The organism is Streptomyces sp. NRRL F-5123, assembly GCF_000721495.1.
GTDB lineage: Bacteria > Actinomycetota > Actinomycetes > Streptomycetales > Streptomycetaceae > Actinacidiphila.
The window spans coordinates 50,128-75,339 of record NZ_JOHY01000005.1 but is presented as its reverse complement, the minus strand read 5'-3'; the positions used below and the strand labels follow the sequence as shown (position 1 = coordinate 75,339).

Here is a 25,212-nt window from a genome sequence, read left to right as displayed (position 1 = left end):
ACTCACTCAATCGTTCCATCCATGCTTCTGCAACACTTCCACACTACCGCAAGTGCGTCAATGGTGCGGGAGTATCGTTGGGGTCACACCAAGATACACACCAGGAGACGGCATGAAGATCGAGGTCACCGCTTGCGACACCTGCAAGCTGATCCCGGCCAAGACCTACGTCATCAGCGTTAGTGACGGCCGAAGCATCGAAAAGGACCTGTGCGCCGAGCATGGCGCGCCGCTCGAAGAGTGGCTGGAGGAGGGCGAGTTGGAGCCAGTGCAGGGGCTCGACCCTGCGGTGACGGCCATGGTTGAGAGCGCTGTCGGCCAGACGTCCGAGCCCGCGAAGAGGGCCACGTCGGCTAAGAAGGCGGTGCCCGCCAAGAAGGCGGCGCCCGCGGGTCCGACTGGCAGGCGTCGCAGGGCGCCGAAGGTTGTAACGCTGGAAGAGATCGAGAAGTCCAAGCGGCAGTGAGGGGTCGAGGGGCCCCCGCCGGAGTGCACCGACGGGGGCTTTGTTACTCGCTGTCGATAAGCCCTATACCCAATTTATCGAGTACCTGTTCGATTGCGGGGAGTCCCATGACGTGCGCCAGTACGGTCGAGACGACGACCGCTTGAGCTGCGTACGGGACGGTGTTCCCAAGGCCCGCAGAGGAGAGCAGTCCGGGAAGCGCGGACGCGATTCCGACGACGCCCTGGAGAAAGGTGCGGATGACCCGCTTGAGGTGAGGGCTCATGCCTTTACCCCGAACCCGTGCTTCTTGCCGAGCGCCTTCAGGCTCGACAGGCCGGCGTAGCCGTCCGCGTCCTTGCCCTTGTAGCCGAGCCGACGCTGGTAGGCCGCGTAGGCGACCCTGGTCTTGGTGCCGGCACTGCCATCCACGTACTGAGCCGCGAGGAGGCCCTCGGTACGGAGCGCCTTCTCCACCACCAGGGCCTCGGCCGTGTAGGTGGTGTGCCCCTGCTTCCCCTTGCTGTCCGCCTTCTGGGCGGCGAGGAAGTGGGCCAGGCTGACGACCGGCTTCGCCGCGGGCTTGGCCGGCGCTGGCTTCGGCTTGGCCGGCGCCGGAGCGGCCGGCTTGGGGATGAGCGCCCGCTGCCAGGTCTCCATGGCGGCCTTGCTCACGAAGTTCGCGACGTCGGTGTCCACGGGAGTCGAGGTCCACTGGTCGATGACCCAGGCGTGCTCGATGTTCGGGGCGCCGGCCAAGCCGTTGTACTGGGCGATCCATAGGGCGTCGCCGCACACCGAGGTGTGGTCGTGGTTGACCCAGAAATCGCGCGAGCAGTAAAGGCCCACGCGGTGCGTCGGCCGCAGCCGCTTGACCTCCGCGAGGAAGGCGTCCTTGTCGGCGCAGGAGACCTTCGGGTCCTCCCAGTCGGCCCAGAAGGTGTCACCCTCGACGCTGGCCGCCTTCGCGACGAAGTACGCCGCCTGCTTGGCCATGTCGCCGGGCCGGAGGAAGTGGTAGAAGCCGACGAGCAGGCCGTTCTTCCGGGCGTGCGCGGTCTGCTTGGTCATGTTCGGACTGGTGTAGCTGGTGCCCTCGGTGGCCTTGATGATGACGAAACTGAGGCCGGCGGTGGACGGCTCGGCGACCTGGTGACTGGACCAGTCCTGACCTTTGATGGTCACGATGCGTATCTCCTTCGGGCAAGACGAAGGCCCCGACTCCGAGCTGGAGGGGGGCCATGACAGGGGGCGATCAGGTAGTGGCGGCCATGTGGTCGTCGAGTCGGGAGGCCACAGCCAGGCGCTCGCGCCGTTCGTGCGCCATGTCCTCACGCAGGGCGCCCAGCTCTCGGCCGTGCAGCTCCTGTAGTTCGAGGACTCGGTTGAGCTGGGCGGCCACCGAGTCCAGGTCGTCGCGCAGGTTGGTCGTGTGCGTGTTGGCGACATGATCCCGCGCCACTTGCACGTTCTCGCGAACCTCGCTCATGGCGTTGACCTGCCGGCGCATGTACTCGACGAGCAGGCCCAGGCCGGCGACCGCCACGGCACCGCCAGCAGTGATCAGCGACACTTGCACATTCGGGTCGATCACGCGGACTCCAGGGCCGTCAGGCGGGCCTCCAGCGCGGCGATCTGCTCGGCCTGGCGCTGGACGACCGGGAGCAGAGCGACGCCGAGCAGGTCGTAGCGCAGGCCGTCGACCTCACCGTCCATGTACTGAACGAGCCACTTCAGGCCGAGCTCGTCGACCTCGTCCGCGATCAGGCCGACTTCGTTCTTGCGGCCTTCCTTCCACTCGCCGGTGTCCTCGGAGACCTTGCCCTTGCGGTCGTAGATGACCGGCCGCATCGCGAGGACGGTGTCCGGGTCGATCTCGAAGCTCTCGATGTTCTCCTTGAACTTCTTCGCGCTGGTGTTGCGGCAGAAGCTGCCGGAGCCCTCGACCCACACCGAGTACCAGGTGCCGTCCGTCGCGGTGTTGCTGTAGGGACGCTTCGAGCCGTTGGCCCAGGAGATCGTGTCTCCGGATTCCAGGTAAGTGGAGTGCGAGTGCGCGCTCGGCGCGAACGTCGTCGGCTTGCTGGTGATCGACGTCCAGGTGTGCGAGTGGGTGGCCGGCGGAAAGGTCGTCGGCTTGCTGGTGATCGAGTTCCAGTCGTGCGAGTGGGTGGCCGGCGGGAAGGCGGCCGGCTTGTCGGTGATGTCGGCCCACAGGTGCGTGTGCGCGCTCGGGGGGAAGGTGGCTGGCGCGCCGGAGACGGACGACCAGGTGACGGTCGGCGCGAGATCCTTCCACTGCGTGCCGTCCCAGTATTCCCAGGTGCCCGTCGACCCGTTCAGGCCGAGTCGTCCAGTGCGGGGGCCCTGCGGCCGGGTTGCGGTCGTCCAGCCGCCCACGGTGTTACCCAGGAACTCGCGCTCGCCGGTCACCTGGCTGGCCGTAATGGTTGCGGCGCCGGCTGGGACGCTGACGGTGGCGAGGGGGAACTCGTAGATGCCGGTGTCGGTTTGAGTTAGCGCCGGCGCGCCAGCCCCGGAGGTGCCCTTCACGACGGCGATCAGGATGGAGTTCGCAGTCGGGTCCAGGCGCAGGACGACGCGGTCATACCGCTGGGCTCCGCTGGCCGCCGCGATGGCCATAGTCTCGATCGCCGTGGACTGGATGGCGTGGCCGCGGATGATGGCGAAACCGGGGGCCACCTTCACCTGCATGCCCGAGCTGTCGCCGGTCACGGCGAAGCTGGTCCCGCCGAGCGTGTCGGCGACGCCGGAGTGCGAGGCGAGCTCGCGGAAGAAGCGGCTGAACTGAGCCTCACTGACGGACTGGCCATCGAAGGGGTAGCTGCTCTGAGTCACTAGTTTTTCCTCCTAGGTTGCCGTGGCGCCGTTGTCGGAGACCAACAGTTCAGATTGACCGTTGGTGCCGTAGTGCACGCTGCCGTAGGTGCTTGCCGGCTGCCGAAGGGCGTACAGGCTGATGCCGATGGTGATGAGGCCGGCCGGCGGGGAGATGAGGTTGAAAGTGGCGTCTACGCCGGATGCGCGGGTCAGGTCGGGCGCGAAGGCGGTGGTGTATACGTCGCCGATAAGTGTGCCCGCGGTGGTGACGGTGGAGCCGGCGGCCCATCGGCAGATAGTGCGGCCGGACTGCACTGCGGTGCCGTCGCCCGCGCTGTTGCCGAGTACGGCGGTGCGGAAGTGGATCTCGTAGTTCCGTCCGGCCTCCGCGTAGAAGGTCTGTGTGTACATCATCGTCTCGGTGTTGCCGACCAGCGCGCTGGTGCTCACGATCTGACGGACGATGACGCCGCGGGGGCGCGGGTCCGGATAAAGAGTCACTCCCATCAGGACGACACCTCCACACCGCAGATGTGCACGCCGAGTGAGGTGGCGCCACCGAGCACCGAGATGTCGTAGCTGAACACCTGCTTGACATCCAGAGTGAGCACGCCCTGAGGCGGCACCACGGCACCCGAGATCAGGGCGACGTCGTCCAGGGTGATAGTGATCGACCCCGGCGTGGTCGCCGAGTTGGATACCGCGATGCTGGTCACGATCGGCGTCACGCCATCCGGTGCCGAGTACATGGTCGTGGCACTGGTCGGCGCCACGGATCGAACGAAAGCCTTGGGTGTAGTCGCCATTACCAGCCCCCCATGATCGACATCATCTCGTTGTCCGTGATGGTGGCGCCGCCACTGTCTGACGCCCGCTCCAGTTGTGAGACACGGGTCTCGGTGTTTGTCACACGCTTCGACAGCGCGGCGTTCGCATCGAAGCCGCTCGGGTCACCCAGCAGGACGCCGACCTTGAAGCCGTCCGCGTCCGCCTTCATGACCACGCCCGTCGCGTTGGACGTGAGCTCCTGGCCCTCGACGATCACGGTGACCTTGTCACCCAGGCCCCAGTCGATGCCGTAGCGCATCGCGCCGTCCTCCATTGGGACGACCTGCACGTTGACCGCGGTGAAGCCACTGTCGGCCATCGCCTGATCGCCGGCCTGTTGGAGTTCCGTCCAGTCGGCCGTTTGGCGCTGGTCGATGAACGACTCGATGCGCCGGCCCCAGGCCGCCTCCGCGGCGATCGACTCATCGGTGTCGACCTCCAGGAACTGGCGGTCGGTCATCTGCCCCTGGCCGGCCACAATGGCGCGCGTGACGCCGGGCGGGCTGATGGCGACACGCTGCCCGGAGAGCGTGCCGTTGGCTACGTCGAGGCGGATCAGATTGGTCCGGTCGGTGATGGCGTAGGTCTCGAAGACGAGGTTCGTACCGCGCTGTATGACACGGAATCCGAGGCTCCCCAACAGGGCGGTCTCGGCGAGCAGGTTGCCCAGCACGGGGAAGCGGGCGGACTTGGTGACGTCCGGGCCGCGGTGCTGGCTGGGGCTGTCGATCAGCGCCGTCTTGCGCCTCTCGGCCGGGGCCGTTGGACCGATGTTGGCCATGACGAAGGCGTGCATGACGTCCTCGGCCTTGCCCTGTCTGACGTCGTGAGCGAGTGTCTGGCTGTCGCCGTCCGGGTTGGTCGGGTCGGGGAACGCCAGCGTGTCGGCCAGGATGACCGTGTCCGACACGCCGTCGAAGCTGATGGACCCGCCCGGGTCGTCCTGCGTCGCCGCGAACTCGGCCTTCACCATCGGCCCGGACATCAGGACGTCGGTCGGGCCGGTGACGATGATGCCGGCGCCGGGCTGGCGCAGGACGTCCGCGAGGGGATTCTCGGCCGCCAGGGTCAGGGACCAGGAGCCGATGTTGTTGAAGTTGTCGGTGAGCGTCATCGACAGCTCTTCCGGACGGATGAGGCCGCGACGAGTCAGGGACTTGTCGCGGACCTCGACCGTGATGTCCGAGAGCTTCACTCACACCACCATCCACTTCCGGGGTCGCCAGGAGCACGCGATCCTGGAGGTGCTGCCGATGTCTTCGAGCTGGGCGGTCGCGCTGGACAGGCCCGGCTTGACCGTCCACATACGCGGTGCCGGGCCGAGCTCGGCGTACCGGTTCGCGCCGGTCTGGTCGACGACGGTTCCCTTGCGGGTGTCGATCGTCAGGCTCTGGCCGGTGGTGAGAGTGCCGTTCCAGGCGAGGCGTTCTCCGGCAGGGGAGACGGCGACAAAGTTCCGTCCGGGACCGGTGATCTCCCAGATCGGGTACGCCTCCGCGTCGCCCGCGTTGTCGAGCTCGATCTCGCCGATGGCCTGCGAGGCGGTGATCTTCACCTGGGCCAGGTTGTTCAGGAACGGCCCCGCGGTGTCGTCGCCTCCGATGTACCGATTCTGGGCCTCGGAGTAGGTCCAGTACGGATCGGGGGAGCGGAAAGTAATGACCATCTCCATGTCCCGATCGCCGGTCGTATCACCGCCGTACGTGTAGTCCCCGCCGCCGGTCCGGTAGACATCCGTCGTCCATCGGGTGCCGTCGTCGTCTTGCAGAGTGAGGGTGCACCTCCCGGCCAGCGCGAGGGCCAGCCGGGAGGTGAGCTGCTGGAGGTGGGCTCGATCTCGGCCCAGGATCTCCAGCGGGATGTCGATGTCGCGGGTCAGAACTCGACGCCTGCGGTAGATCGCGCCGTCGCCGGCACCTTCAAGCCACTGGACGCTGACGGGGGGCAGGCCGAGGCCCGTCACCCCCGTCTTCGCCTGGTAGCCCAACCCCTTGTCCATGATCTCGTTGAGGTCGAGGACGTCGGAGTCCGACGACAGGAGGAGCTTGGGCATCCGTCGATCACCATCCCATCCGGGCGCGGTTGGCGGCGGCGAACAGATCCTCTTCGGACCCGAGACTGCTGCCGGGCGCGGCGTAGTAGTTGAGTACCTTCGTCGTGCCTCCAGTCGAGCCACTCAGAGCCGCCGCGACTGCGCCACTTACACCACCGGACACCCCGGCCGCGGAGACGCCCGGGATCTGGAACTGCGTGCCGGCGACATCGTCCGTCAGGCCCTGGAGAGACCTGCGGACCGCGTCGTAGCGGGACTCCAGCCCCTTGATGAAGCCGCCGATGACGAGCTGGCCGGCGCCCACCAGGAGCACGCGGTCCAGGGACTCCGGACCCTTCCAGGACGTCAGCTTCGAGGTGAGGCCACCGAGAGTGGACTTGACCGCCCCGAACTTGCTCTTGATGCCGTCGATGAACCCGGTGATCAGCGCCTTACCGGCCGCGACCAGTACCGTACTCATCGTCGAGAGTGCGGCCTGCGCCTTGCCGGGCAGGGTGCCCACTTCGGTGACCGCCTTGCCGATCCAGGTGGAGACCGTGGTCACCAGCTTGCCGAGCTCGGTCTCAGCGGTCGTGCGAATCGTGGTCCAAGCGGACGAGATCGACCGCCCGATGGATGCCATGGCATCGACGAACGCCTGTCGAGCGCCCGAGCTGAACAGGGTGATGTAACTGCGAATCGTCGCGAAGTTCGCGGTGAACAGGTCCGTGATGACCCGCCAGCCGGCCTGGAAGCCGGCGCCGATGGCCTTCATTCCCTTGCTGACTTCCCCGAGGAAGCCGATGTCGAGGAACAGCCGCAGGGCACCGAGGATGATGTCCCAGACGCCGTGGACGATGTTGTAGATGCCGTTCCAGAAGTCCGACCAGCCCTGCGCCAGGGTCGAGAAGCTGCCGGTGAAGATGCCGGAGATCAGGCCCCAGGCCAGCTCGATCGCGCCGACGATGGTGTCCCAGACGCCGATGCAGATCTCGACCAGGCCCTCGAAGACCTCGGCGACCGCGTTGACCGCGTCGACCAGGATGGTCCCCAGGAGGGTGGCAAGGAAGCTGATGGTCGGCGCGAGGACCGGCATCAGGACGGTCACGACCTGGAGGAGCGCGATCAGGATCGGCTCGATCGCTTCAGCGACTCGGGTAATGGCGTCCGCCAGGGGCGGGAGGAGCTGCTGAAGGAGCTGCGACAGGACCGGCAGGAGCGGCAGGATGACCGCGGTGACGATCTGAAGTGCCGTCTCGACAAGGGGCTCCAGCGCCGTAAGCACCTGACCGAGCGCGTCGCCAAGCACGGGCAGGACGGGAGTCAGGTTGCTGATCAGCGCCTTCGCCAGGGGCACTACGGCTGCCAGGAGGTCGCCGAAGATGGCCGTGACCGGAGGCAGGATGGCGGCCAGCGTGTCGAATGCGGCGCTGAGGAGCTGGCCGACGAGCGGCGAGAGCTGCTGGATGTACGGCGCGAGCATCTGTACCGCCTGCGTCAGCGCGCCGCCGAGCAGCGAAATGATCGGCGTGATCGACGGTGCGAGCGCAGACAGCGCGCCAGCCAGCGGGATCACCGCGGCCGAGACCAGCTTGGCGAAGACGGGGAGCATCGTGGCGACTACCTGCGCCAGTGCTGCGAGGAGCTGGCCGACCGGGTCGAGAGCGGGAAGTAGCGCGGTCACTGCGCCGTCCAGGCCGTCGAACAGGGCGCTGATGCCCTGCGAGATGGCGGGCTGCGAGAGGGCGTTGGCGATGCCGCCGAGGGCCTTGCCGATGATGTCGCCGGCTTCCGGCAGCACTGTGGTGAGCAGAGAGCCGAGCTGCTTGAAGAGCGTCTTGACTGCCGGCCCAGACTGGTTGGCGATGTTGTCCATGGCCGTGTGCGCGGCCTTGAAGACGTCGACCATGCCGGACTGCCAGCCGGGGGAGTCCACCGTCTTGTGGATGCCAGCCAGCGCGTTGTTCAGCGAGGCGAGCGACGTACCGCCGGCATCGGTGGCCGCCTTGGCGACGCCCGACAGAATGCCGTAGGTGTTGTGGAGGACGCCTCCGAGATCCTTCAGGGCCTGAATACCCTCGTCGATCTCGGCCGTGATCCCGTTGTCGCCCTTGGCCTTCAGGAAGTCCGAGAACTGCTTGGAGATGTTGACGAACCACTGGCTGAGCTGCGGCAGATAGCTGGTACCAACACGGCCCAGCACGGTAATGATGTTCGCGAAGGCGCCCGTGCCGGTCGTCGCGATGTGGATCGACGACGAGAGGTCGACGAACATCTGGTTGAGCTCGGGGTCGAGGGCGCCCTTCAAACTGGTGGCCAGGCCACCGAAGAAGTTTCCGAGCTGCGTGGCCGTCTTGTTGACGCCGGCCGTGAACTCGGGCAGGAGCTCGTCGACCATCTCCTTGATCGGCGCCCTGGCCTGGTCCCAGAACCTCGCGCTGATCGAGTCCTGGAGCGCGTGAAGCGCTGCCTTGACCTCGGGGATCTCCTTGTTGAAGTCCTTCAGCGCAGCGACGGTGACGCCGATGCCGACCGCGAAGCCCCCGAGCAGGCCGGGGAGCAGGGCGATGGTCGGCCCGATGTTCGCCAGCGAGGCGGACAGCGCGAAGAGGTTGCTCGTCGCGGACAGGATCCAGCCGGCGACGCCAGCGATGGCCGCCGCGAGCGTGCCGATGAGCGGGACGCTCCGGTCGAGATCCTTGATGAAGTCCCGGAAGCCGCTGAAGAGCCGGTCGAGTACCCGGAGGCCGGACAGGGCGGCGAGCAGAGTGGAGACCTTCGCGAGGGCGGCCTTGTTGATCTGCGGAACGATGGACACCGTCCGCGGCCGGGTCAGTACGCCGAGGCGGGCGCTGGCCGCGAGGCTCGACGAGGAGGCGACGTCAGGCTCGATCTTGATCTTGAGCGGGCTGTTGTCGTCGCGCCACTTCTTGAGCTTGTGCGTCATCTCCTTCAGCGATTCCTCGCTGATGGCCAGCTTGACGTCGCCCGCGTCGAGCTCGGTCTGGAGCTGAACCTTCGAGCCGGACCGAGCCTTCGCGTTGTACTGCCGAATGGCCTTGGCCAGCTCGCCGGTCATCGTGCTGGTGTCGATGCGGGTGTACAGCTTGATCTTCCGTGCGTCCGACTGGCGGTTCTGCTGCGAGATCTTGCGGATCTCGGTCAGCATCTGCGTCAGGAAGCCGGTCATGTCGGCCTTGGTCTGCACGGGGACTTCGAGCTGCTTCTCGATCACGTCGAGCTTCTTCTGCGCATCGCGGCGGAAGGAGTCGGTGTCGGGAAGCACGCGGACGCTGACGCGGCCGATTACCTGCCCTGCGGGCATGGGCTACCTCCGGGCTGTGAAGCTCCTGTAGATGTCGGCCACGGAGACTCGGCGTCCGGGCTTGGGATCGGGCGTGGCCTTGGCCGGCTGCTTCAGCGGCTTCGGGCGGGGCCAGGCCGGGATCTTGGGTGGCTTCTTGAAGTTGCCGGTCGCCCGGGTGTTCTGGTTGATCGCGTCGAAGACGTCGGCGAGCATGTGGCGGTTTGTGCCCCAGCCGAATTGGTCCCGGCCGCCGGACGCGAGAGCGACGGTCAGGGAGGTGTCAGGCAGCCTCCGCACGAGCGCGAGGACGAAGTACGGGGAGGGACCTCGCCCCTCGATCACGTCCACCAGGTCAATGCCGTAGTGGAACCGGAGGTCGGCGTACAGCCCCTCCCCGTAGTCGTCGATCAGGCGGCAGAGGCCAAGGCTTCCCCCACCTGAGCGCCCTTGCCGTAGGTCTCGAAGATCTCGGCGAGCACCGCGAGGTCACCGTTCACGGCCTTCAGCAGGGCCTCGGCCTTGCGCGGGTGGTCGGCCACCAGGCGGATCGCGTCGGACAGCACCTTCTCCTGGTCGACGTCCCCCTCGGCGTCGAGCTGGTCCTGGATCGAGGCGAGCTGGGCGCGCTTCTCCTTCGGCAGCCGGAGCGGGTTGAGCAGGTGGACGGTGGTCTTCTCGTCCACGGTGATGTCGGTCGAGCCGTACTTGGCGTCGGCGGCGGAACGGATGTCGTCGAGAGAAAAGCTGGCCATGGGGTTGCGGACCTCCAAAGTCGTGGGTTGTCAGGTGCGGACCGTCAGGCAGGGCCCCGAAGGGCCCCCGGCGTGCGAGGAGGTCCGCGTCACTCACACGCCGGGGGAGCAGCAAGGTCGCGTCAGCGACACTTACACATGTGGTCAGGCGACAGGGCCGGCGATCCAGTCGGAGCCGTCCCAGTGCGCCTTCGAGGCGTCGCCGAGGTTGACGTACTGGCCGGTGGTCCAGGCGGTCGCCGGGTTGGCGATCACCGAGTCCAGGTCGGCCAGGTCGAACGGGCTGACCGCGCCGGCCGGCGTGAAGGAGCCGGGGGTGCCGGCGGTCGCGCCGGTGGCGACGACCGAGCCGAGCGGGGTAATGGCGTAGGTCCAGTTGTTCGGTCCGAAGGCCATCGGCTTGACGCCGAGCGGCAGGCCGGCCAGCGACTCGGTGTCGCCGACGCTCAGGTCGTCCGCCCGGTAGATCTCGGCCTTGGGGGCGTAGATGCCGAAGACGTTCTCGCCGTCCACGAAGACAGCGAGGAAGGCGCAGGTCGTCGGGACCGGGTCGGCCGGCACGCCGACCAGACCGTTCGGCAGGAGCGGGGCGTTGGCGCCGTAGTACAGCTTCAGGCCCGCGGTGTCGAACTGCTGGAGGGTGAAGGCGATCGTCTCGGTCCGCGCGCTGTACTTGGTGCGCAGGCTCTTGTTCTGGAGCGAGCCGATCGTGGTGGCGTCGCCACCCTCGGAACTGATGGAGAGGACGTCCTCCAGGCTGGTGTGACCCACGGCCTCCCAGGGGGAGGTCGGTGCCAGGAGGTCGTCGGGGATGTCGGTGCCGACCGCAGCGGTCAGGTAGTTGCCGCTCCCGATGACGAGAGTTGCGAGGTCGTTCAGTGCCACGAAGGGACTCCTTACGGGGTGGGGTACGGGCGGGTGCGCGGCTTGCGGATCTCGATGTCGTACTGCGCCTCGTAGCGCCAGACACCGGTCGGCAGGTCGGCGTACTGGACGGGGCCAGCGCTGGTGGCCCAGTCCGTTTGCCGGCGGGGAGCGGATGCGAGGTCGATTCGCGTGATGTGCCCGAGACCCGGGTAGACCGTCTGGCTGAGCCAGGCGTCCCGGAGCACGACGCGGACCGCCTCGGAGAGGATCGCCGCGTCCTCGTCGCCGTCAGGGTCCTCGCAGAAGCACTCGACGGACACGCGGGCCGCGTCGAGGAAGCGGGTGTCGCCCGCCCAGTTCCCGAAGGTCGTGTCGCGACGCGGGAGGACGAGGGGGAAGGTCTGGTCCTTCGAGATGAGGGATTGGACCTGGATGCCGGGGAGCCCCTGGCGGAGCACCGCGAGCATCAGATCCTCGACCGGAGTCAGTTCGGCCAGCGCCTTGATCTGTGGGGGGAGTCCAGCCATCAGCCTCGCCCCCCGCTGCGGTTGCGGTAGAACTTGCTGGCCTTGATCTTCACCGTCTTCGCGACGTGCACCGGGCGCTGCTTGCGCGGCAGGCGCGAGGCGTCTTCGAGGATGTGAAGGCCCTCGGCCGGCGCGACGGTGTACTCGCTCACGACCTCGCCTTGGTCGTTGACGACCTGCACGTTGTAGCCGTTGCGGCCGAACTCGATCGAGGCAGCGGAGTTGGCGCCACCACTCGCGTTCGTCACGTTGGTGTCTTCGAGCACCACGTAGGCGTCGATGTCGCCCTTCGCGATGTCGACCTGAGCGATGCCCTCGTACCGGTGCGCGACCAGGAGCTCTTCGGCTCGGGCCGCGATCTCGAAGGTGCGCTCCCAGATGGCCTCTTGGACCTCGGGGAGCTGGGCGATCAGCTTCGGGGTGCGCTGGTAGATAGTGGCCATCAGCTCGGTCTCTCTCGGATGTCGATCGACCAGTGCCGGGTGTGGCGCTCGCCGTGGTGGTAGGCCGGCGGAGTCACCACGTCCCAGACGGACCCGAGCACTTCGATACGCGACCAGAGCGTCACGCCTTCGAGGTCGGGGTCGACGATCATCCGCGTGATGTTGATCTGCTGCTGGCCCGGCACTTCGGCCCTCGCGCTGCGCTGCGGGATCAGCGCGCAGCGGACCTCGTACGGGCCGTCCGCGTCGGCGACCAAGACTCGGTTGCCGCGGTGGTCGGTCCGGTACGAGGACTTCCAAATCCGCGCGGTGACGCCGCGCCTGCGCTGCATGGAGCTCACCAGGGCTCCATCTCGTCCGAGAACATCGGGAAAGGCTTGGCGTTCGGGGCCGGCTGTGCGACCGGGACCAGGCCGACCGTGACGGGCCGGCGCACCGAGTTCCAGGCGCTGACCTCCACTGAGGCCAGGCCGGGCTTTCGGCCGCCGATTTCCCGGAGGAGTCGCTGTTCGTCGCCGGTGTAGTGGACGGTGCCGGCGTCCTCGCCCTGTGCGTCACTCCACGCCAGGGTTTCGTCGCCGGCTCGGGACTGTGTGTAGCCCGAAGGGTTGATCATGTACCGCTTGGCCGCCTTCAGGACCAGGGTCCTGACGATGCGGGGGACGGACGCCTCCAGCCACTCACGGTTGGCGTAGTGGCCGGCAAGGTCGGAGGCGTCCTCCAGGGCCGAGCTCGCGATGCGCTCCTCGTCAGCGTCGAGCGTCCAGTCCAGACGAGCCTTCAGCTCGTCGAGGGTGGCGTAGGTCGCCAAGATGTTCTCCTTCGCTCACGAGGAGGGGCAGGGCGCGACACTTACACACCCCGCCCTGCTCACTCAGCCGATCAGACGGTGGCACCGTCCGCGGTGCCGGCGATGCCGGTGATCGCGGCGAGCTCCTGCTGCTTGGCGTCCGGGCCGTCCGGGTCGGGCAGCACGTCCGCGGTCGCGTCGAGGTCCAGCTTGATCGCGCGCACGAAGTGCTCGTACGTCGACACGTAGCCCTGCGAGGGGTTCTGGTTGTCGCGGCCGACCAGGAAGTCGGACACGGTCCGGAAGCCCTTGTAGGTGTTCACGATCGAACGGTCCATCAGGCGCCTGGAGTCGTAGTCGCGAATCCAGCGCAGGGCCACGCCGTTGTAGCTGGCGGAGGCGCCGAACGGGACGGACTGCGGGACGCTCGGGGCGCCGGTCACGAAGATGAACGCGCTCGGAACCATCGCCACGGCGAAGTCGGCGGGGACCTCGTCGCTGGTGACGATGTTGAAGCCGTACCGGCGGCCGATGGTGGCCTCGCGCAGAGCGGAGACGGCCTCGGCGTCGCCGACGTTGGAGGCGAGGTTCAGATCCTCGTCGGACAGGAGCTCGTTCTCCCAGCCGGAGCCGATCAGCAGGGTCCGGCTTTCCTTCGGGATGCGGAACTTGTTCATCACCTCGCGCGCCCGGATGAGGGTCTGGCGCAGGGAGCGACCGGAGACCGCGCCGCCGAGGGTGACCTCGTACGGGGCGTTGAGCAGGTAGTCGACGGCCTGGTACTCCAGGCCCTTGCCGACCGCCTCAGTCTGCTTGGCCATCAGCTTGGCCCAGCCGTTCAGGTCCATCTCGTTCTGCTCGTCGGTGAGCTGGACGCCGGAGTAGACGTCGCCACCGAAGGTCACGGACACGGTCCGCTCGCTGTAGGTGTCGAACTGGATCTCGGTGCTGCGGTCGTTCCGCCACCCGTAGGTGCGATAGGGCAGGACGCCCTCGACCTTGATGTTGACCGTATCGTCCTTGGCGCCCTTGAACTGGTCGATGCCCTCGCGCTGGAAGACCGCGGGGACGACGAGGGACTGCTCCAGGGCGACCGCGGCGGTGGCCGCGATCTTCTCCGGCTTGACAACGTCGTGCTCGGTGTACGGCACTGTGTGGTTCTCCTGTCAGTAGGGGATGCAGGGAGGCTCGGCGTGCGTCACTTACACGCCGGGGTGGATCAGTAGCGGCGCTTGCGCGCCTCCTGAGCGGCCTTGACGGGGTCGAAGTCGTCTCCGTCGTCGGGGTCCAGGCCGCCGCTGAGCGAGGCGGGGGCGATCGGTGCGACGAGCTTCTGGAGCTCCTTGGCGTCGGCCTCCAGCTCGGCCGGCGTGGTGCCGGTCAGCCGCTTGGCCAGGGCCTCGGGGAGCTCGAACTTCGCTGCTACGTCGCGGAGCAGGATCTGTCGCTCCAGCGCTTCGACCTGACCCTTCAGGTCGGCGGTCGCCGCCTCGAACTCCTCGACGGTCTTGGCCGCGCTGAGCTTGGCCTCCACGTCGCGGAGCTTCGTGCGGTAGCCGGCCGCCTCGGTGTTCGCCTCGGTCAGCTTCTTGCGAAGCACCTCCGCGGGAACGGTCTCCTCGGTCTGAGCCGTCTCCTCGCCCTTGGGCTGCTCGCCCTCCGGGGGCGTCTCGACGGTCTCGGCCGGGGTCTCCGGGGTCTCGGTGCTGGGGGTTTCCTGCTCGGGCACTTCACGCCTCCTGGACGCTCATTGGGGACGCCGAGCCTCCTGGGCTGCGGCCTTCTGCGTTTGCCGGATGTTCCGGCGCCAGGCGGACACAGCCGCCTTGCCGGACAGGCCGTGCGTGACCTTGGGCCACAGCTCGGCGTACCGGCGGTTGAGCTCGTATGCGGGCGAGCTCTGGTACTGCCCGCGCGAGAACACAGGCTCGGCGTAGCAGTGGCAGTTGTCGTGGTACTTGTCGCCGTCCGCGAACTCCGCGGCCTTGGCGGAGCTGTAGACAGCACCACGGCTGATCAACATCGCGCACCACCCACAGGGGGTACCGGTACGCGAAAGTCGGATGTAGCCAATCGCCCGGCGGTCCCTGGACATGTGCGTCCAGATCGCCGACCGGCCGCCGTTCATGGCAACGCGCTCGGCGGCTGCGGCCTGGCGGGCGCCGGCCTGTCGATGGGCTTCCTCGCGCTCCTGGTCAACCTCGTCAGCGCTCCTGGCGCCGTCGATCGCGTCGACCTTCTGCTGGAGGTTGTTCGAGCCGAGGGCCTCCAGCACGGTGCGGAGCTCCTGCTCCGCGTCGCGCTCGGCCTGCTCCTCGGCTGCGATCAGGCCCTCGATCTCCTCGACGAGAATGCGGTCGAGCTCGTCCTCCCGATCCTGGTCAGGGTCGGTGGCCTCCCCGCCGGCTTCCCCAGACGCGCTGGTCGCGGCCGACGAGGAGGAGTCCGAGGTGTTGGAGCTGGAAGAGTCCGAGGGCTCCTCCTGGGGGCTCTCAGGCGGTTCTCCTGCCAGCTCGGCGAACTCGCGGCGGAGCACGTCGAGGGTGATGTACGTGGGCTCGGGGTGGTACGGGTCAGCTACCGTCGCCCCGGTCCGCAGAGCGCGGGCCAGGCGGTAGTAGGCGCGGGCCAGGTCTCGGCTCTGCCGGCGCCGGCCCATCACCAGCGTGATGGCCCGCTTCAGCCAGCCGGCCGCGGTGGACGTCCGAGCATCTGTCGGGACGTCCTGCCACAGCGTCATCGCGTCCACGACGGTGGCCGCGCCGATCTGGTTGAGCGCCGTCTGGAACGAGGCGGCTGCCCGATCGGCCTCGGACTCGCGGGACCAGCTCGTCACGCGGCGACCGCCCCGTTGCTGTCGTTACTGGCCGGCACCGGGTCAGCCGAAGGCGTGGCCCGGGTCAGCGCGTTGGCGAGCTTGCCGGCGGAGTCTTCGTCCTCGGCCATGTCGACCCAGTCCTCGTACTCCGTCTGCGTGACGCCAGGCACGCGCTTCCACAGACCCTGCGCGGGGATACCGAGCTGGTCGCGGAGCTTGCCGAGCGCATCAGCGGACTGCGACAGCGAACGCGACTCCATGTCGCGCCACTTGACCTCGCCCATGTAGTCGTCCTGGGCGGACTCGATACCGTCCATCTCCGCCGCGATCCTGAACACCCGCTCCCATGCCTCTCCGAAGAGCGACTGGAACTCGGTGATCTTCCGGTTCAGCGACGTCTCGGCGGCGAGCAACGCCTCGGCGGACAGGTTCGCGATCTGCCCGAGCAGGTAATGCGGGGGAGTCTGCGAGATCGCGGCCAGGTGCCGGATGCTCATGTCGACGGACTCGATCAGCGGGGCGATTGGGCCGGCCGGCAGGCTGCCGAACTTGACGTCCGGATCCTCCGCGAACAGAAACCTGCGCGCGTTGTGATTCATCGGGGCCGGCATCGGATTGCCGTCCGGCCCGAGCTTGGGCCGTGTGTCGACCGCCAGCGCCGCGTCGGTGGTGACGTTGCCGTTCTCGTCGACCAGCTCCATCAGCATGGGCGGAGCCATGCCGGTCGCGTACCGGACCTCGTGCGAGGTGTACGTCTGTGCGACCAGGAGATCGAAGATCGTCTGGTTGAGGCGGTTCTGCAACGGGATCATCGGCTCGACCACGCCGACCGTCCGACCTTCGAGGTCGACTTGGGCCGCGAAGCGGGTCACCGGGCACTCCGAGGCGCCGTGCAGCACGCCCTTACTGGCGCGCACCGAATCCGCGTCGAGCAGGGACTCGAACGTGACCGCGTACTCGTACCTGCCGTCGAACATCCGGGCCTTGCCCGGCTTCTTGTCCTTCGGCCAGGCCGTGACGGTCAGGGCCGCGTACGGCTCGTCGTCGTTGGCCGGGTCCTCGTACAGGGCCGCGGTCTTCTTCGCCGACAGGCCCTTCGAGATCACGCCCTTCTTGGTCCGCTCCGTCAGCACGAAGGAGTGACCGAAGCCGAGCGCGCCGCGGTAGATGGCGGCCTGCCGGGCGTCCAGGCGCGAGCGCTGCCAGTGCGACCACTGCGGGCTCGTCGAGGCCGACGCCTTGGGCAGGCCGCCCTCGTCGGTGCCCGGCCGGTAGCCGTCCACGTACAGGGCCTGGGCCGGCGTGCCGATGAGCAGGGGCATCCAGTTGGAGACCGCGCGCTTGGCGAGCAGCTTGTACTCGTCGTCCGCGTGGGGCGGCATGTACGGGTCATCGTGCCGGCCGCGGATGAAACGGTCGATCCGCTCCAGGCGGCCCTCGTCACGGTCGAGAATGGCGAGGAGTTCCACTGCCAGAGCCTTCGGGCTGGTGTCGGCCATGCCTCACCACCTTTCGCGTCACTTACACAGGTCACATGAAGTAGCCCCGGCCGGTCCGCTTGCGGACCTTCTTGCCGCGCGTACGCAGCTCGTGGAGGGCTTCGTGCGCGAGCATCAGCGCCGCGTAGGCGTCGATCTTGCGCGGGGAGTCCTTGCTCTCCTTGCCGAAGGAGATGCCGTAGTTGTTCGTGCGACGGCGAGCTGAGAGCACGTGCCGGCGCAACGTCAGGTCACCGTCGTGGGACAGCTTCTTGTCGAAGATCGTGCGCATCAGCCGCTCATGGGCGAGCGTCACGGTCTTCTGCGAGCCACGCATGTCCCAGCCGATCGAGTCCTTGCCGACCGGCGACTTCACCGCCAGGCCCTCGCCGTACGTCTCCGACCAGTCGGTGATGTAGCTCTCCCACAGCGCGACGTCCGCGAAGAACGCCTGCACCTCGAAGAGGCGGAACGCCTCGTGCACGGCGCTGTCGACCTCATGCCGCGGGACCGTCCACTCCTTCGCCTGCTCACCCTCCGGGTGCTCCCAGATGTTGAGGAGGACGGCGTGCATGTCGCGCACGCGGAGAGCCACCAAGGCTGTGCTGTCTGAGGTCTTGCCGCCATCGAACCCGAGAACGATCTCGTCTCCGGGCTTCAGCGACTTGCCTTCGTCGAGGAGTGGGTCCCACTCGGCCGGCCCGTAGATCGCGTCCTCTTCGGCCACGACCTGGTTCAGCCACATGCGCCGGCTCCGGGACGGAGCGATCGTGGCGTCCATGACGGACGCGATGATCGACTCCACGTTCAGCCAGACCGCGTCACCCCGGATCTTCGGGATGACGATGCGCAGGGACTCCGCGGTGAGCGGAGTCTCCGGGTGAGCCTCAATGCTGTCGTAGAGGAAGCCGATCTGGGCCATGCGGCCCTCGCGGATCTTCTCCCACGCCTCGCGCATCCGCTCAGCGACCGAGTCCTCACCGGGGAGGTAGGCGTTGGTGATCGCCAGGTACCGCGAGTCCTTCTTGGTCGCGTTGCCGTCGATCGTTTCGTACATCCGGTGGCCGTTGTTCCCGCTCACCCAGTGGTGGGTTTCGTTCAGCAAAGTGAACGTCGTTCGCTTGCCCTCTAGGGCGCGGTAGCTCGACGTCACGGCTTCGAGCCGGCACTTGCCGCCGTTCGCACGGATGAGGACCGCGCCGTCCTTGATGCCGTACTTCACCTTGAAGGCGTCCGACATCAGGGACGGGATCAGACTCATCGTGTTCGTCGTCTGCGACTGGTTGACCGCGGTGACCTGCACCCACGCCTGCGGGTGCGGGATGCCGACCGGCTCGCCGGCCTCGTCCCAGTGGGAGAAGCGGCTCGGGCCGACCAGCTCGACCAGGCACATGACCGCGAGGAGCGGGTCCTTGCCCCAGCCCTTCATGCGCTGGAGGACGCCCTTGCGGTGGATAAACCGGCCGGCGCCGTCCACGGCGTACCAGTGCAGGATGAAGCGGAGCTGTTCTTTCGTCAGCTTCCAGGGCCCGCCGTTCTCGGCGAGCAGGTACTCCGAGCACCAGCCGGCGATCTGCCAGCCGAGCGTCTTCTCCGGCAAGACCCAGCGACCGAAGGTGTCCTTCTGCCAGGTCGGGCCGATGTGGCTGGGCTCCAGGAGGTCGATCTCCTCGGGGGTGAGCGCATGAGCCATGGCCCACCTCCAAGGGTCAGTCGACCTCCAGCTCCCGCTTGTAGTCAGCGATGGCGAGGATCGAGGCCGGCGTCGTTTCCGGTTCGGGCTCCTGGAGCTCGATGCGCACGCGGCGCCGATCGCCCTCGGTCACCAGGAGGTTCCCGAGGGCGGAGTACAGGGTCTGGGCCATCTGCGCCGAGCGCTTGTACGACTTCTTGTAGTGCGAGAAGTCGTCCATGAGCGCCCAGGCGTAGGCCCAGTCGGACTGCTGGTAGAAGTCGGATTGCCCGGACTTCCGCAGGCTCTCGTAGAGCTGCTTGGCAGCCGGGTGCCAGTCAGGGTCAGCGCGGGGGATGCGGACCGGCCGCATCATGCCGCGCTTGGTCTCCTGCTCGTCGGACCCCTTGCGCGACCGGGGGCGCGCGAGGTCTTCCTCACGGTTTGGGACAGGGCCACGTGCGCCCACCGGTCACCTCCTTTCAGTTCACTCGCCGCCGGACTCGTTCGGCTCGGTCGACATCAGCTCGATGCTGTCGCGCTCGCCAGCCTCGGTGTAGAGGACCACGCGGACGCTGTAGGGCTCGAAGTTGATGAGCGCGCAGAACGCGAGGTAGGCGTCGGCTACGGCCTTCGCCGCGGCGTCGACCTCCTGCGTGCGCAGCTCCGAGGGAACCGTCTGGCTGAGACTGCCAGTCGGACCCAGCTCGAAGCTGTAGGTGGTGTTGTCGTACGTATCGGGCAGGGCCCCCTCCTTAGAATCGGCCGCCCGTCAGGAAGTGGACGGACAGCCAGGCCATGAACGCGAGCAGGCCGAAACGGCGCAGCCGGACCCAGCCGGACGGAGTACCCGCCGAGCCCTGGCCCGTAGCGAACCACTTCCAGACGTGCTCACTGAGGGTGTCGCCCTCCGTCTTGTTGAAGAGCGCCTTGCCCTCGATCACCACGAAGGCGCCGAGCCAGGCGATCCACGCCCAGGTCCAGCCGGTCACGCGGAGATCCGCTCGTACTCGACGACGACGACCTCGCGCTGACGCACCGGGTAGAACTCGGCGAACTCCCGGTACCACCAGTGGTCGCCCTCCTGGTTCTCGGTGAGGCCGTCCTCGTAGTCGCTCGCGAAGAGCTGGCCGGCTTCGTCGCGCACGATGAGCTGTCGAAGCTCATGCCATCGACTCTCGCCGGTCTGCACGTCCGTGACGTACTCGAAGCCGGCAGACGAGATGCCTTCGAGCAGGTCTCGGGCGTCGTCAGCCTTGATCTTCACGGTCTTGATGCGCGTCCCCTCCTTCGAAGAATGCCGGGCGTTAATGACGTGTGGCCCGGTAGGCACGGACGGGCTATTTGATCGAAGGAGCATGGCCGTCATCCGCTCCTTGTGCGCCGCGCGGGATCGAACCCACGAACCGGGGTGCACGCACCGGCTGCGAACCTGCCGACGCGGGGGAGCGACCCCCAGCCTCAACCCGGCCGCGCAACGCATACGAGGACTCACATGCGCGGCCGGAAGTCTCGGCCCTGGTGGTGAGCCAGGGGCCGGCGCCTCGCCCGAGGAGAGGAGGGCTCGGGGGCGCTCGCGCTCAACCGGGACAGACTCAGGGGGCGGTGTTGTCCCCCTGCGCCCAGGAGCGCGGGTCAGAGGAGCCCGGGATGCTGCTCGGTGCGTCGGAACTTCCGCTCGATCGCACGTCGCTTGGCGGCCAAGGCCGCCGCACCCTCACGGCTCGACTTGATCCGGTGGTGGTATGAGCACAACGACGTCAGGTTCGAGTCGCTGTGATCGTCACCGGGTCGGACGTGGTCCACGTCGGTTGCGGTCGAAATGCAGCGTCCACCCGCTTCTGTCAGCGCGGTGCACTGCCCTCCGTCCCGCCGCAGGACCCGGAGCCGGCGCTTGGGCCAGTCGGCCGGCAGGCGCGAGCGCCTGTCCGACCCTTCCCAGTTCGGCATCGGATCACCTCCGACGTGGAAGTTGCACCCTCGGTGACGTCCTACCTGTCGAGGTAGCTGCCATGAGCTGTCAACCCGAGGGGGTCTGTAGGTAGTAAGTAGCTACGCTCAGTGGGGCGCTCCGCGCCCCTAACTGCGAAGCACGCTTGCTCCAGCGAGGCCCGACAGGGCCTTCAGCCTGCAAGTTCGTCTTGCTCTTAGCTACTTACACTTATAGATACGGAGCTCGGCTGGCCTCGCACAAAGACCACTTCACGTGACGGTGGTCACACTTACACATGAGGCTTGGGGCTGGGCCGCCTGGCGGCGGCCACCGAGGCTAGTAGCAGCGGCGAAGAGATGTCTGGCGAAGCGGCTGGGGGCGCCCGGAGGGGCGCCACAGAGCGTGGGCGGCTTGCTGGCCTACGCCTTACGCTGGAGGGCATGACCGACGACGACCTCGCCTTCGCCCTTCAGGTCGCCGGCACCGAGCTGGCCACCGAGCCCCCCGCCCCCGACTCCCCGCTCGGCCGGCTGCGGCTGTTCGCCGCCGCGCACCCGGAGGTCGCGCTGAATGCTGACCATGTTCGTCAAGCCCTGGAGGGGACGCTCTAGAATCCGGGGCATGTTGACTGCGGCGGCTTGGTACAAGGACGGCGACTTCTGGCAGTTCGCTGTCACGACAGTTGTTGCCCTGGCGCTCGGAGCGCTCGGCGCGTTAGCGACCGTGCGGGCCAGCAACCCCAAGCGTCGCCTTGTGTACCGGACCCTGGCGAACACGTCACTGTTTGTGGCTTCTCATAGTGCGACCAGCGCGCTCATGGTGACTCACGGCATTACGCCTGTTCTTCGGCCTCGCGTAATTGAGCTGGAGCTCAAAAACGGCGGTCGCAAGGACATCACTCTCGACCAGTTTCACGCCGGCGCGCCGATCAAGTACGACCTCGGGGCCGACATCGTTGCTGTGCTTGACGTCTCGACGGAGCCGACTGGCAGCACTCCTCCCGTCGTTGAGGTCGATCCCGCTTCGCGCAACAGCCTCACGGTGAAGCCCTTCCTCCTGGCGCGTAAGCAGGTTGTGCGGATCTCGATACTTGTCGATGGCGCCCAGGCGGATGTGCAGTTCCTCAGTGTCCCCCTGGTCGACGTGGATCGCCGCGAGGGGGCTGCTGTCGAGGAGCCTCATTGGACGAGGAAGGTGACAGACAATCTGCCACCCATCGCGTTCTGCGTGACCTTGGTGTTTGTGGCTGCTGATACGCTTTTTCGATCGTGAGATCGACCCTGAAACCGTGGCGCGATCTTGGCCGCTAAGACGTGGCGGTCTCCGCTCTCGCGCGCAGGGGGTTATACCCCACCCCGCCGCTCGGCGTCAAGGTGTCGTCGCTCACGCTTGACAGGCACGTCTCAGGTGGCCTAGAACGCGTGCCCTCGGCTGCCCTTGAAGGCGCGTTGACACCCTGGCCCAACGCCCTTGGGAACGCCGCTTAGATGCGATCTGATCCCCCTTCGGACGCCCCCTGACCTGCGAGGTTTGACATCGGTGTGCAAGTGTGGCAACGTTCTGCCCGTCGCCACCACGGGACGCCGCAAGGGAAGCGCAAGCGACACTTGCACAGCGGCTCAACTTCGTGTAGAGTCGAGCTCAGCAAGACAGCACAGGGCGAGTGACCAGGGTTACCGATGCACCTGGGAACGAACTGCGACCGGTGGTTAACGGCTCCCCAAGTGTGTAAGTTGAGCAAAGCGCAAGTTGCACAAACGGCCCGAGCCCGGTAAGCTCGGAACGAGCCAAGGCCAGCAGGCCAGCGGCTCACAGAACTTCGCAAGGCGCTCATCCGGCCCCCGCAAGGGACGTCGCAGCACCCCCTCTGGGAGTGTGTGGGTGAGTAGGGGAGGCTACCGGCCGAACACCGAATCGAACCAGGGATGGGCCACCATCTGCGGTCCTGGGGCTGTGCAAGTGGGAGACTTTCGCGAAACCCTCCGACATACAGACCTGAGCAGAGTCGGGGCCGCTTTTGCGGCCACAATCCGACCCGGCCAATCCTGGTGAAGCGTCGCCCGTACGGGGCGTGGAACGGCGTGGGGTGAGCCCTTGCGCCGCCGATACTAGGCAAGTTGGTTGTGACCGAGAGGGGCAAGGCGAGTCACTGTCACCGTTCCCAGAACGGCCCCGGAAACGGGGCGGAGGGAACGGCGAGACACAGTCGAGAGACTGAGTCTCACAAGGAAGTCCCGCCCCCGGCGTGAAGGGGGCGGGGGGAGCCGCAAGGCTTCCGCAAAGCCTCCGGTGACCGGCCCCTCGGGGAGCGGTCCACGGTCGTCAAGGACCCCCGGAGGTGCCAGGTCCCCGCCGATGCGGGTTGACCTTGAACACCAAGTGTGTAAGTGTAACAACGTCGAGAGGGACGGACATGAACTGCACCTACCTGGGCCACGCCGCCAACGCGACCCACTTCTACGACACCACCGAAGGCGTGAGGAAGCACCTCTGCATCGACTGCGCCGGGCGGTTCGGCTACCCGCAGTACCTCACCGAGATCAACCCCAAGCCCCCGATCGCCCAGGCCGGATACGTGGTCGAGACCTTCGACGGCGAGGGCGAGTCGGACCCGGTCATCGAGCTCTGGCCCTTCGAGAGTGAAGTGGCCCTGGCTTGGATTCAGGCGCTGACCGGCGTCGCTACCTTCACGGTCGAGTGGTTGCTCGCCGACGCTCAGAGTTCCCCGTATGAGCCGCAGTACCAGGAGGCCGGGGGCTGGCTGACCTTGGAGGTCCGGAAGGTGACGTGCCTCCGTCTGATCTGACCAGATGTGTAAGTGTCGCAAGGCGAAACTCCCGAGAGGGGGTCCGGCCAGGTGGTTCCTGGTCGCTGATGAGCCAGCCTGCTCAACTCCGAGAGGGAGTACGTCATGGTGTCGCTGGACAAGACCCCGCAGAGCATCCAGTACGGCCGGATTCGGGCGCGGATCAACGGCGAGCTCCGCAAGAACAGCCTGGTCGCCCTGGCGCTGGAGTTCCAGGAGCAGACCTACCAGGCCGACGTGCGGCGCTTCAACGCCCGCAAGGCCCGCGTCCTGGCCGGGGCCTGACCGATGAAGCGCTCGATGGTGGCGCTGCTCGTCGGATTCCTCCTGGGTGGTGGTGTGGTGTTCGGCACCATCCATCCGGAGGTTCGGCCGGGCAAGAGCGCCGACGCGGTGAGTACATACAACGACGGCTTCGCGACCAGCAAGCAGGACGACTGCGACCAGGGCTCGGCGTACGCCTGCTCCTGGCTCAAGAAGTAGGGGGATAGGGATTGTTCGGTCACGTTCGGCTGCGCGTCACGACGCACGGCAGCTTCCAGACCAGTCCGGAGTCCTTCGACCGACTGATGGCGGAGTATCTGCCCGCCTCCCCGGCCGAGCTCCGGGCCAAGCTCCAGCGATTCTCGGATGAGCAGCACGGTTCGAGCATCGACTACTCGGACCTGACGACCGTCACCGAGTGCCTGATGGTGCTCGCCGAGCTGCGCGGCTTCGCGACGAACTGAGGGGTGAGCAGTGGAGATCGACGAGTGCGAGAACGACGGGTGCCACGCCCCGATCCGGGCACACGAGGACTTCTGCTCGGAGGCGTGCTGGACGGAGTGGCACGCGAAGCACGACCCGGAGGTACTGACGCGAGTCACACCCCGGTAAGGCGAAACGCCCTTTGGGGCGTCCGACCGGCTTGGGTTGCCGGTCGCTGATGAGCCAGCCTGCTCGACTCCTGAGGAGATAAAGCGTGACCACTGCAATCGTGACGGGCATCGTGCACCCCGCGTCGTGGGAGGAGTACACCGCGGCTCTGGACTTCGCGAGGCTGACCACCCCGAGGATCGCGGAGGCGACGAGCAAGCCGGAGGAGATGCCTCGCGACGCCCGCTACTACCTGAGCGACGACTTCGCGTCGGGCTTCGGGGTGGCGAACGACGGGATCCTGATCGGGCTGTTCAGCCTGGTCAAGGGACGCGGGGAGGGGATGGTGTGGGACGCGATCCTGCACTACGGGGCCTCGAAACTCGACTGCTTCGACGGGTTCCTGCCGGACTACTACCGGCGATTCGGTTTCGTCGAGACCGAGCGCGTCCCGAACTGGACGCTGGGCGCGCCCGACGTAGTGTTCATGAAGCTGTAGTTGTGTAAGTGTCGCAAGGCGAAACCGGCGAAAGCCGGTCGGTCCGGGTGGTTCCCGGGCCCTGATGAGCCAACCGCGTAGCACATTTCACCAAGTCCGAGAGGGTCACATGAAGATCACCCGGAACCAGGCATTACTCGACGCTCGACGTCCTCGCGAGGGGACAGACGCCGAGTACCGCTTTCACAGGGAGCCCCGATTGATCAGCGTCACGTAACACCTCATTGCGAAACCAGGCCGGCCGCTCTCGGTCGTCCTGGTCGGGGCAGGGCGGTGCCTGCCTCCTGATGAGCAGCCGCGGGAGGGGAAGGAAGGTTTC

General features: G+C 67.1%; 31 protein-coding genes and 4 other RNA genes. 12 read left to right on the top strand and 23 right to left on the bottom strand.

Annotated features, from left to right (window positions below):
• Positions 1-112 precede the first annotated feature (112 nt).
• Complete coding sequence (locus tag IH54_RS45335; RefSeq protein ID WP_031513727.1) at positions 113-466, top strand: hypothetical protein; 354 nt, start codon at positions 113-115, stop codon at positions 464-466.
• A gap of 261 nt (positions 467-727) precedes the next feature.
• Here the strand turns inward: IH54_RS45335 and IH54_RS46615 are convergent, their stop codons facing one another.
• The 23 genes from IH54_RS46615 to IH54_RS39390 form a co-directional block, all read right to left on the bottom strand.
• Positions 728-1,630 carry a glycoside hydrolase family 25 protein gene (locus tag IH54_RS46615; protein ID WP_063762233.1) on the bottom strand — a complete coding sequence of 301 codons (903 nt, stop codon included), beginning with the start codon at positions 1,628-1,630 and terminating at the stop codon, positions 728-730.
• 70 nt (positions 1,631-1,700) lie between these two features.
• On the bottom strand, positions 1,701-2,039 hold the full coding sequence (locus IH54_RS0106555; RefSeq protein ID WP_031513722.1) for a DUF2746 domain-containing protein: 339 nt from the start codon (positions 2,037-2,039) through the stop codon (positions 1,701-1,703).
• Positions 2,036-3,304, bottom strand: a complete 1,269-nt coding sequence (locus tag IH54_RS0106550; RefSeq protein WP_031513719.1) for a tail fiber domain-containing protein — start codon at positions 3,302-3,304, stop codon at positions 2,036-2,038. Before IH54_RS0106550 ends, IH54_RS0106555 begins: the two co-directional genes overlap by 4 nt.
• A 12-nt stretch (positions 3,305-3,316) precedes the next feature.
• Entirely contained in the window at positions 3,317-3,793 is a 477-nt protein-coding gene (locus IH54_RS0106545; RefSeq protein ID WP_031513717.1) for a DUF7298 domain-containing protein, read from the bottom strand.
• On the bottom strand, positions 3,793-4,059 hold the full coding sequence (locus IH54_RS0106540) for a hypothetical protein (RefSeq protein ID WP_159011689.1): 267 nt from the start codon (positions 4,057-4,059) through the stop codon (positions 3,793-3,795). Before IH54_RS0106540 ends, IH54_RS0106545 begins: the two co-directional genes overlap by 1 nt.
• 32 nt (positions 4,060-4,091) lie before the next feature.
• Positions 4,092-5,309 (bottom strand): siphovirus ReqiPepy6 Gp37-like family protein, encoded by a 1,218-nt coding sequence (locus tag IH54_RS0106535; protein WP_031513713.1) that lies wholly within the window; start codon positions 5,307-5,309, stop codon positions 4,092-4,094.
• Complete coding sequence (locus IH54_RS0106530) at positions 5,310-6,167, bottom strand: phage tail domain-containing protein (RefSeq protein ID WP_031513711.1); 858 nt, start codon at positions 6,165-6,167, stop codon at positions 5,310-5,312.
• A 7-nt stretch (positions 6,168-6,174) separates the two neighbouring features.
• On the bottom strand, positions 6,175-9,471 hold the full coding sequence (locus IH54_RS0106525) for a phage tail protein (RefSeq protein WP_031513709.1): 3,297 nt from the start codon (positions 9,469-9,471) through the stop codon (positions 6,175-6,177).
• 3 nt (positions 9,472-9,474) lie between these two features.
• On the bottom strand, positions 9,475-9,795 hold the full coding sequence (locus IH54_RS0106520) for a hypothetical protein (protein WP_199923338.1): 321 nt from the start codon (positions 9,793-9,795) through the stop codon (positions 9,475-9,477).
• Positions 9,796-9,860: 65 nt separating this feature from the next.
• Positions 9,861-10,205: a phage tail assembly protein gene (locus IH54_RS0106515; RefSeq protein WP_031513705.1), complete on the bottom strand. Its 345-nt coding sequence runs from the start codon at positions 10,203-10,205 to the stop codon at positions 9,861-9,863.
• A 144-nt stretch (positions 10,206-10,349) separates the two neighbouring features.
• Positions 10,350-11,090: a hypothetical protein gene (locus tag IH54_RS0106510; RefSeq protein WP_031513703.1), complete on the bottom strand. Its 741-nt coding sequence runs from the start codon at positions 11,088-11,090 to the stop codon at positions 10,350-10,352.
• Positions 11,091-11,101: 11 nt separating this feature from the next.
• Positions 11,102-11,599 carry a hypothetical protein gene (locus tag IH54_RS0106505; RefSeq protein ID WP_031513701.1) on the bottom strand — a complete coding sequence of 166 codons (498 nt, stop codon included), beginning with the start codon at positions 11,597-11,599 and terminating at the stop codon, positions 11,102-11,104.
• Entirely contained in the window at positions 11,599-12,042 is a 444-nt protein-coding gene (locus IH54_RS0106500) for a DUF5403 family protein (protein WP_031513699.1), read from the bottom strand. Before IH54_RS0106500 ends, IH54_RS0106505 begins: the two co-directional genes overlap by 1 nt.
• Positions 12,042-12,374 carry a hypothetical protein gene (locus tag IH54_RS0106495; RefSeq protein ID WP_031513696.1) on the bottom strand — a complete coding sequence of 111 codons (333 nt, stop codon included), beginning with the start codon at positions 12,372-12,374 and terminating at the stop codon, positions 12,042-12,044. The genes IH54_RS0106500 and IH54_RS0106495 overlap by 1 nt, the downstream gene beginning before the upstream one ends.
• A gap of 5 nt (positions 12,375-12,379) precedes the next feature.
• Positions 12,380-12,853, bottom strand: a complete 474-nt coding sequence (locus tag IH54_RS0106490) for a hypothetical protein (RefSeq protein ID WP_031513694.1) — start codon at positions 12,851-12,853, stop codon at positions 12,380-12,382.
• A 71-nt stretch (positions 12,854-12,924) separates the two neighbouring features.
• Positions 12,925-13,983, bottom strand: coding sequence for a hypothetical protein (locus IH54_RS0106485; RefSeq protein WP_031513691.1), 1,059 nt, complete (start codon positions 13,981-13,983; stop codon positions 12,925-12,927).
• A gap of 68 nt (positions 13,984-14,051) precedes the next feature.
• Entirely contained in the window at positions 14,052-14,561 is a 510-nt protein-coding gene (locus IH54_RS0106480) for a hypothetical protein (RefSeq protein ID WP_031513689.1), read from the bottom strand.
• An 18-nt stretch (positions 14,562-14,579) separates the two neighbouring features.
• Positions 14,580-15,668: a hypothetical protein gene (locus tag IH54_RS0106475; RefSeq protein WP_031513687.1), complete on the bottom strand. Its 1,089-nt coding sequence runs from the start codon at positions 15,666-15,668 to the stop codon at positions 14,580-14,582.
• Entirely contained in the window at positions 15,665-17,149 is a 1,485-nt protein-coding gene (locus IH54_RS0106470) for a phage portal protein (protein ID WP_031513685.1), read from the bottom strand. Before IH54_RS0106470 ends, IH54_RS0106475 begins: the two co-directional genes overlap by 4 nt.
• A gap of 31 nt (positions 17,150-17,180) precedes the next feature.
• Positions 17,181-18,821, bottom strand: a complete 1,641-nt coding sequence (locus tag IH54_RS0106465) for a hypothetical protein (protein ID WP_031513684.1) — start codon at positions 18,819-18,821, stop codon at positions 17,181-17,183.
• Positions 18,822-18,837: 16 nt separating this feature from the next.
• A complete protein-coding gene (locus tag IH54_RS0106460) occupies positions 18,838-19,269 on the bottom strand; it encodes a hypothetical protein (RefSeq protein WP_031513682.1) in 432 nt (143 codons plus the stop codon).
• 286 nt (positions 19,270-19,555) lie between these two features.
• Positions 19,556-19,792 (bottom strand): hypothetical protein, encoded by a 237-nt coding sequence (locus tag IH54_RS0106450; protein WP_031513680.1) that lies wholly within the window; start codon positions 19,790-19,792, stop codon positions 19,556-19,558.
• On the bottom strand, positions 19,789-20,067 hold the full coding sequence (locus IH54_RS39390) for a hypothetical protein (RefSeq protein ID WP_043180011.1): 279 nt from the start codon (positions 20,065-20,067) through the stop codon (positions 19,789-19,791). Before IH54_RS39390 ends, IH54_RS0106450 begins: the two co-directional genes overlap by 4 nt.
• Positions 20,068-21,173: 1,106 nt before the next feature.
• On the opposite strand from IH54_RS39390, the gene IH54_RS45330 reads away from it, so the two are divergent.
• The 11 genes from IH54_RS45330 to IH54_RS42405 all read left to right on the top strand — a co-directional run bounded on the left by IH54_RS45330 (position 21,174) and on the right by IH54_RS42405 (position 25,194).
• A complete protein-coding gene (locus IH54_RS45330) occupies positions 21,174-21,344 on the top strand; it encodes a hypothetical protein (protein ID WP_159011687.1) in 171 nt (56 codons plus the stop codon).
• Positions 21,345-21,354: 10 nt separating this feature from the next.
• Positions 21,355-22,005, top strand: a complete 651-nt coding sequence (locus tag IH54_RS0106430) for a hypothetical protein (protein WP_031513676.1) — start codon at positions 21,355-21,357, stop codon at positions 22,003-22,005.
• 1,141 nt (positions 22,006-23,146) lie between these two features.
• Entirely contained in the window at positions 23,147-23,539 is a 393-nt protein-coding gene (locus tag IH54_RS0106425) for a hypothetical protein (protein WP_052397141.1), read from the top strand.
• Between the two features lie 20 nt (positions 23,540-23,559).
• An RNA gene (locus IH54_RS42420) (hammerhead ribozyme type II) lies at positions 23,560-23,622 on the top strand.
• 22 nt (positions 23,623-23,644) lie between these two features.
• A complete protein-coding gene (locus IH54_RS39380) occupies positions 23,645-23,824 on the top strand; it encodes a hypothetical protein (protein ID WP_043180008.1) in 180 nt (59 codons plus the stop codon).
• A 15-nt stretch (positions 23,825-23,839) separates the two neighbouring features.
• The gene (locus IH54_RS0106415; RefSeq protein ID WP_199923337.1) at positions 23,840-24,022 is read left to right on the top strand and encodes a hypothetical protein; all 183 of its coding nucleotides are present in this window, start codon (positions 23,840-23,842) and stop codon (positions 24,020-24,022) included.
• A gap of 11 nt (positions 24,023-24,033) precedes the next feature.
• Entirely contained in the window at positions 24,034-24,267 is a 234-nt protein-coding gene (locus tag IH54_RS0106410; RefSeq protein ID WP_031513670.1) for a hypothetical protein, read from the top strand.
• Between the two features lie 147 nt (positions 24,268-24,414).
• An RNA gene (locus IH54_RS42415) (hammerhead ribozyme type II) lies at positions 24,415-24,479 on the top strand.
• A 21-nt stretch (positions 24,480-24,500) separates the two neighbouring features.
• Entirely contained in the window at positions 24,501-24,893 is a 393-nt protein-coding gene (locus tag IH54_RS0106400) for a hypothetical protein (protein ID WP_031513668.1), read from the top strand.
• Positions 24,894-24,909: 16 nt separating this feature from the next.
• Positions 24,910-24,972, top strand: an RNA gene (locus IH54_RS42410) — hammerhead ribozyme type II.
• Between the two features lie 145 nt (positions 24,973-25,117).
• An RNA gene (locus IH54_RS42405) (hammerhead ribozyme type II) lies at positions 25,118-25,194 on the top strand.
• Positions 25,195-25,212: the final 18 nt, after the last annotated feature.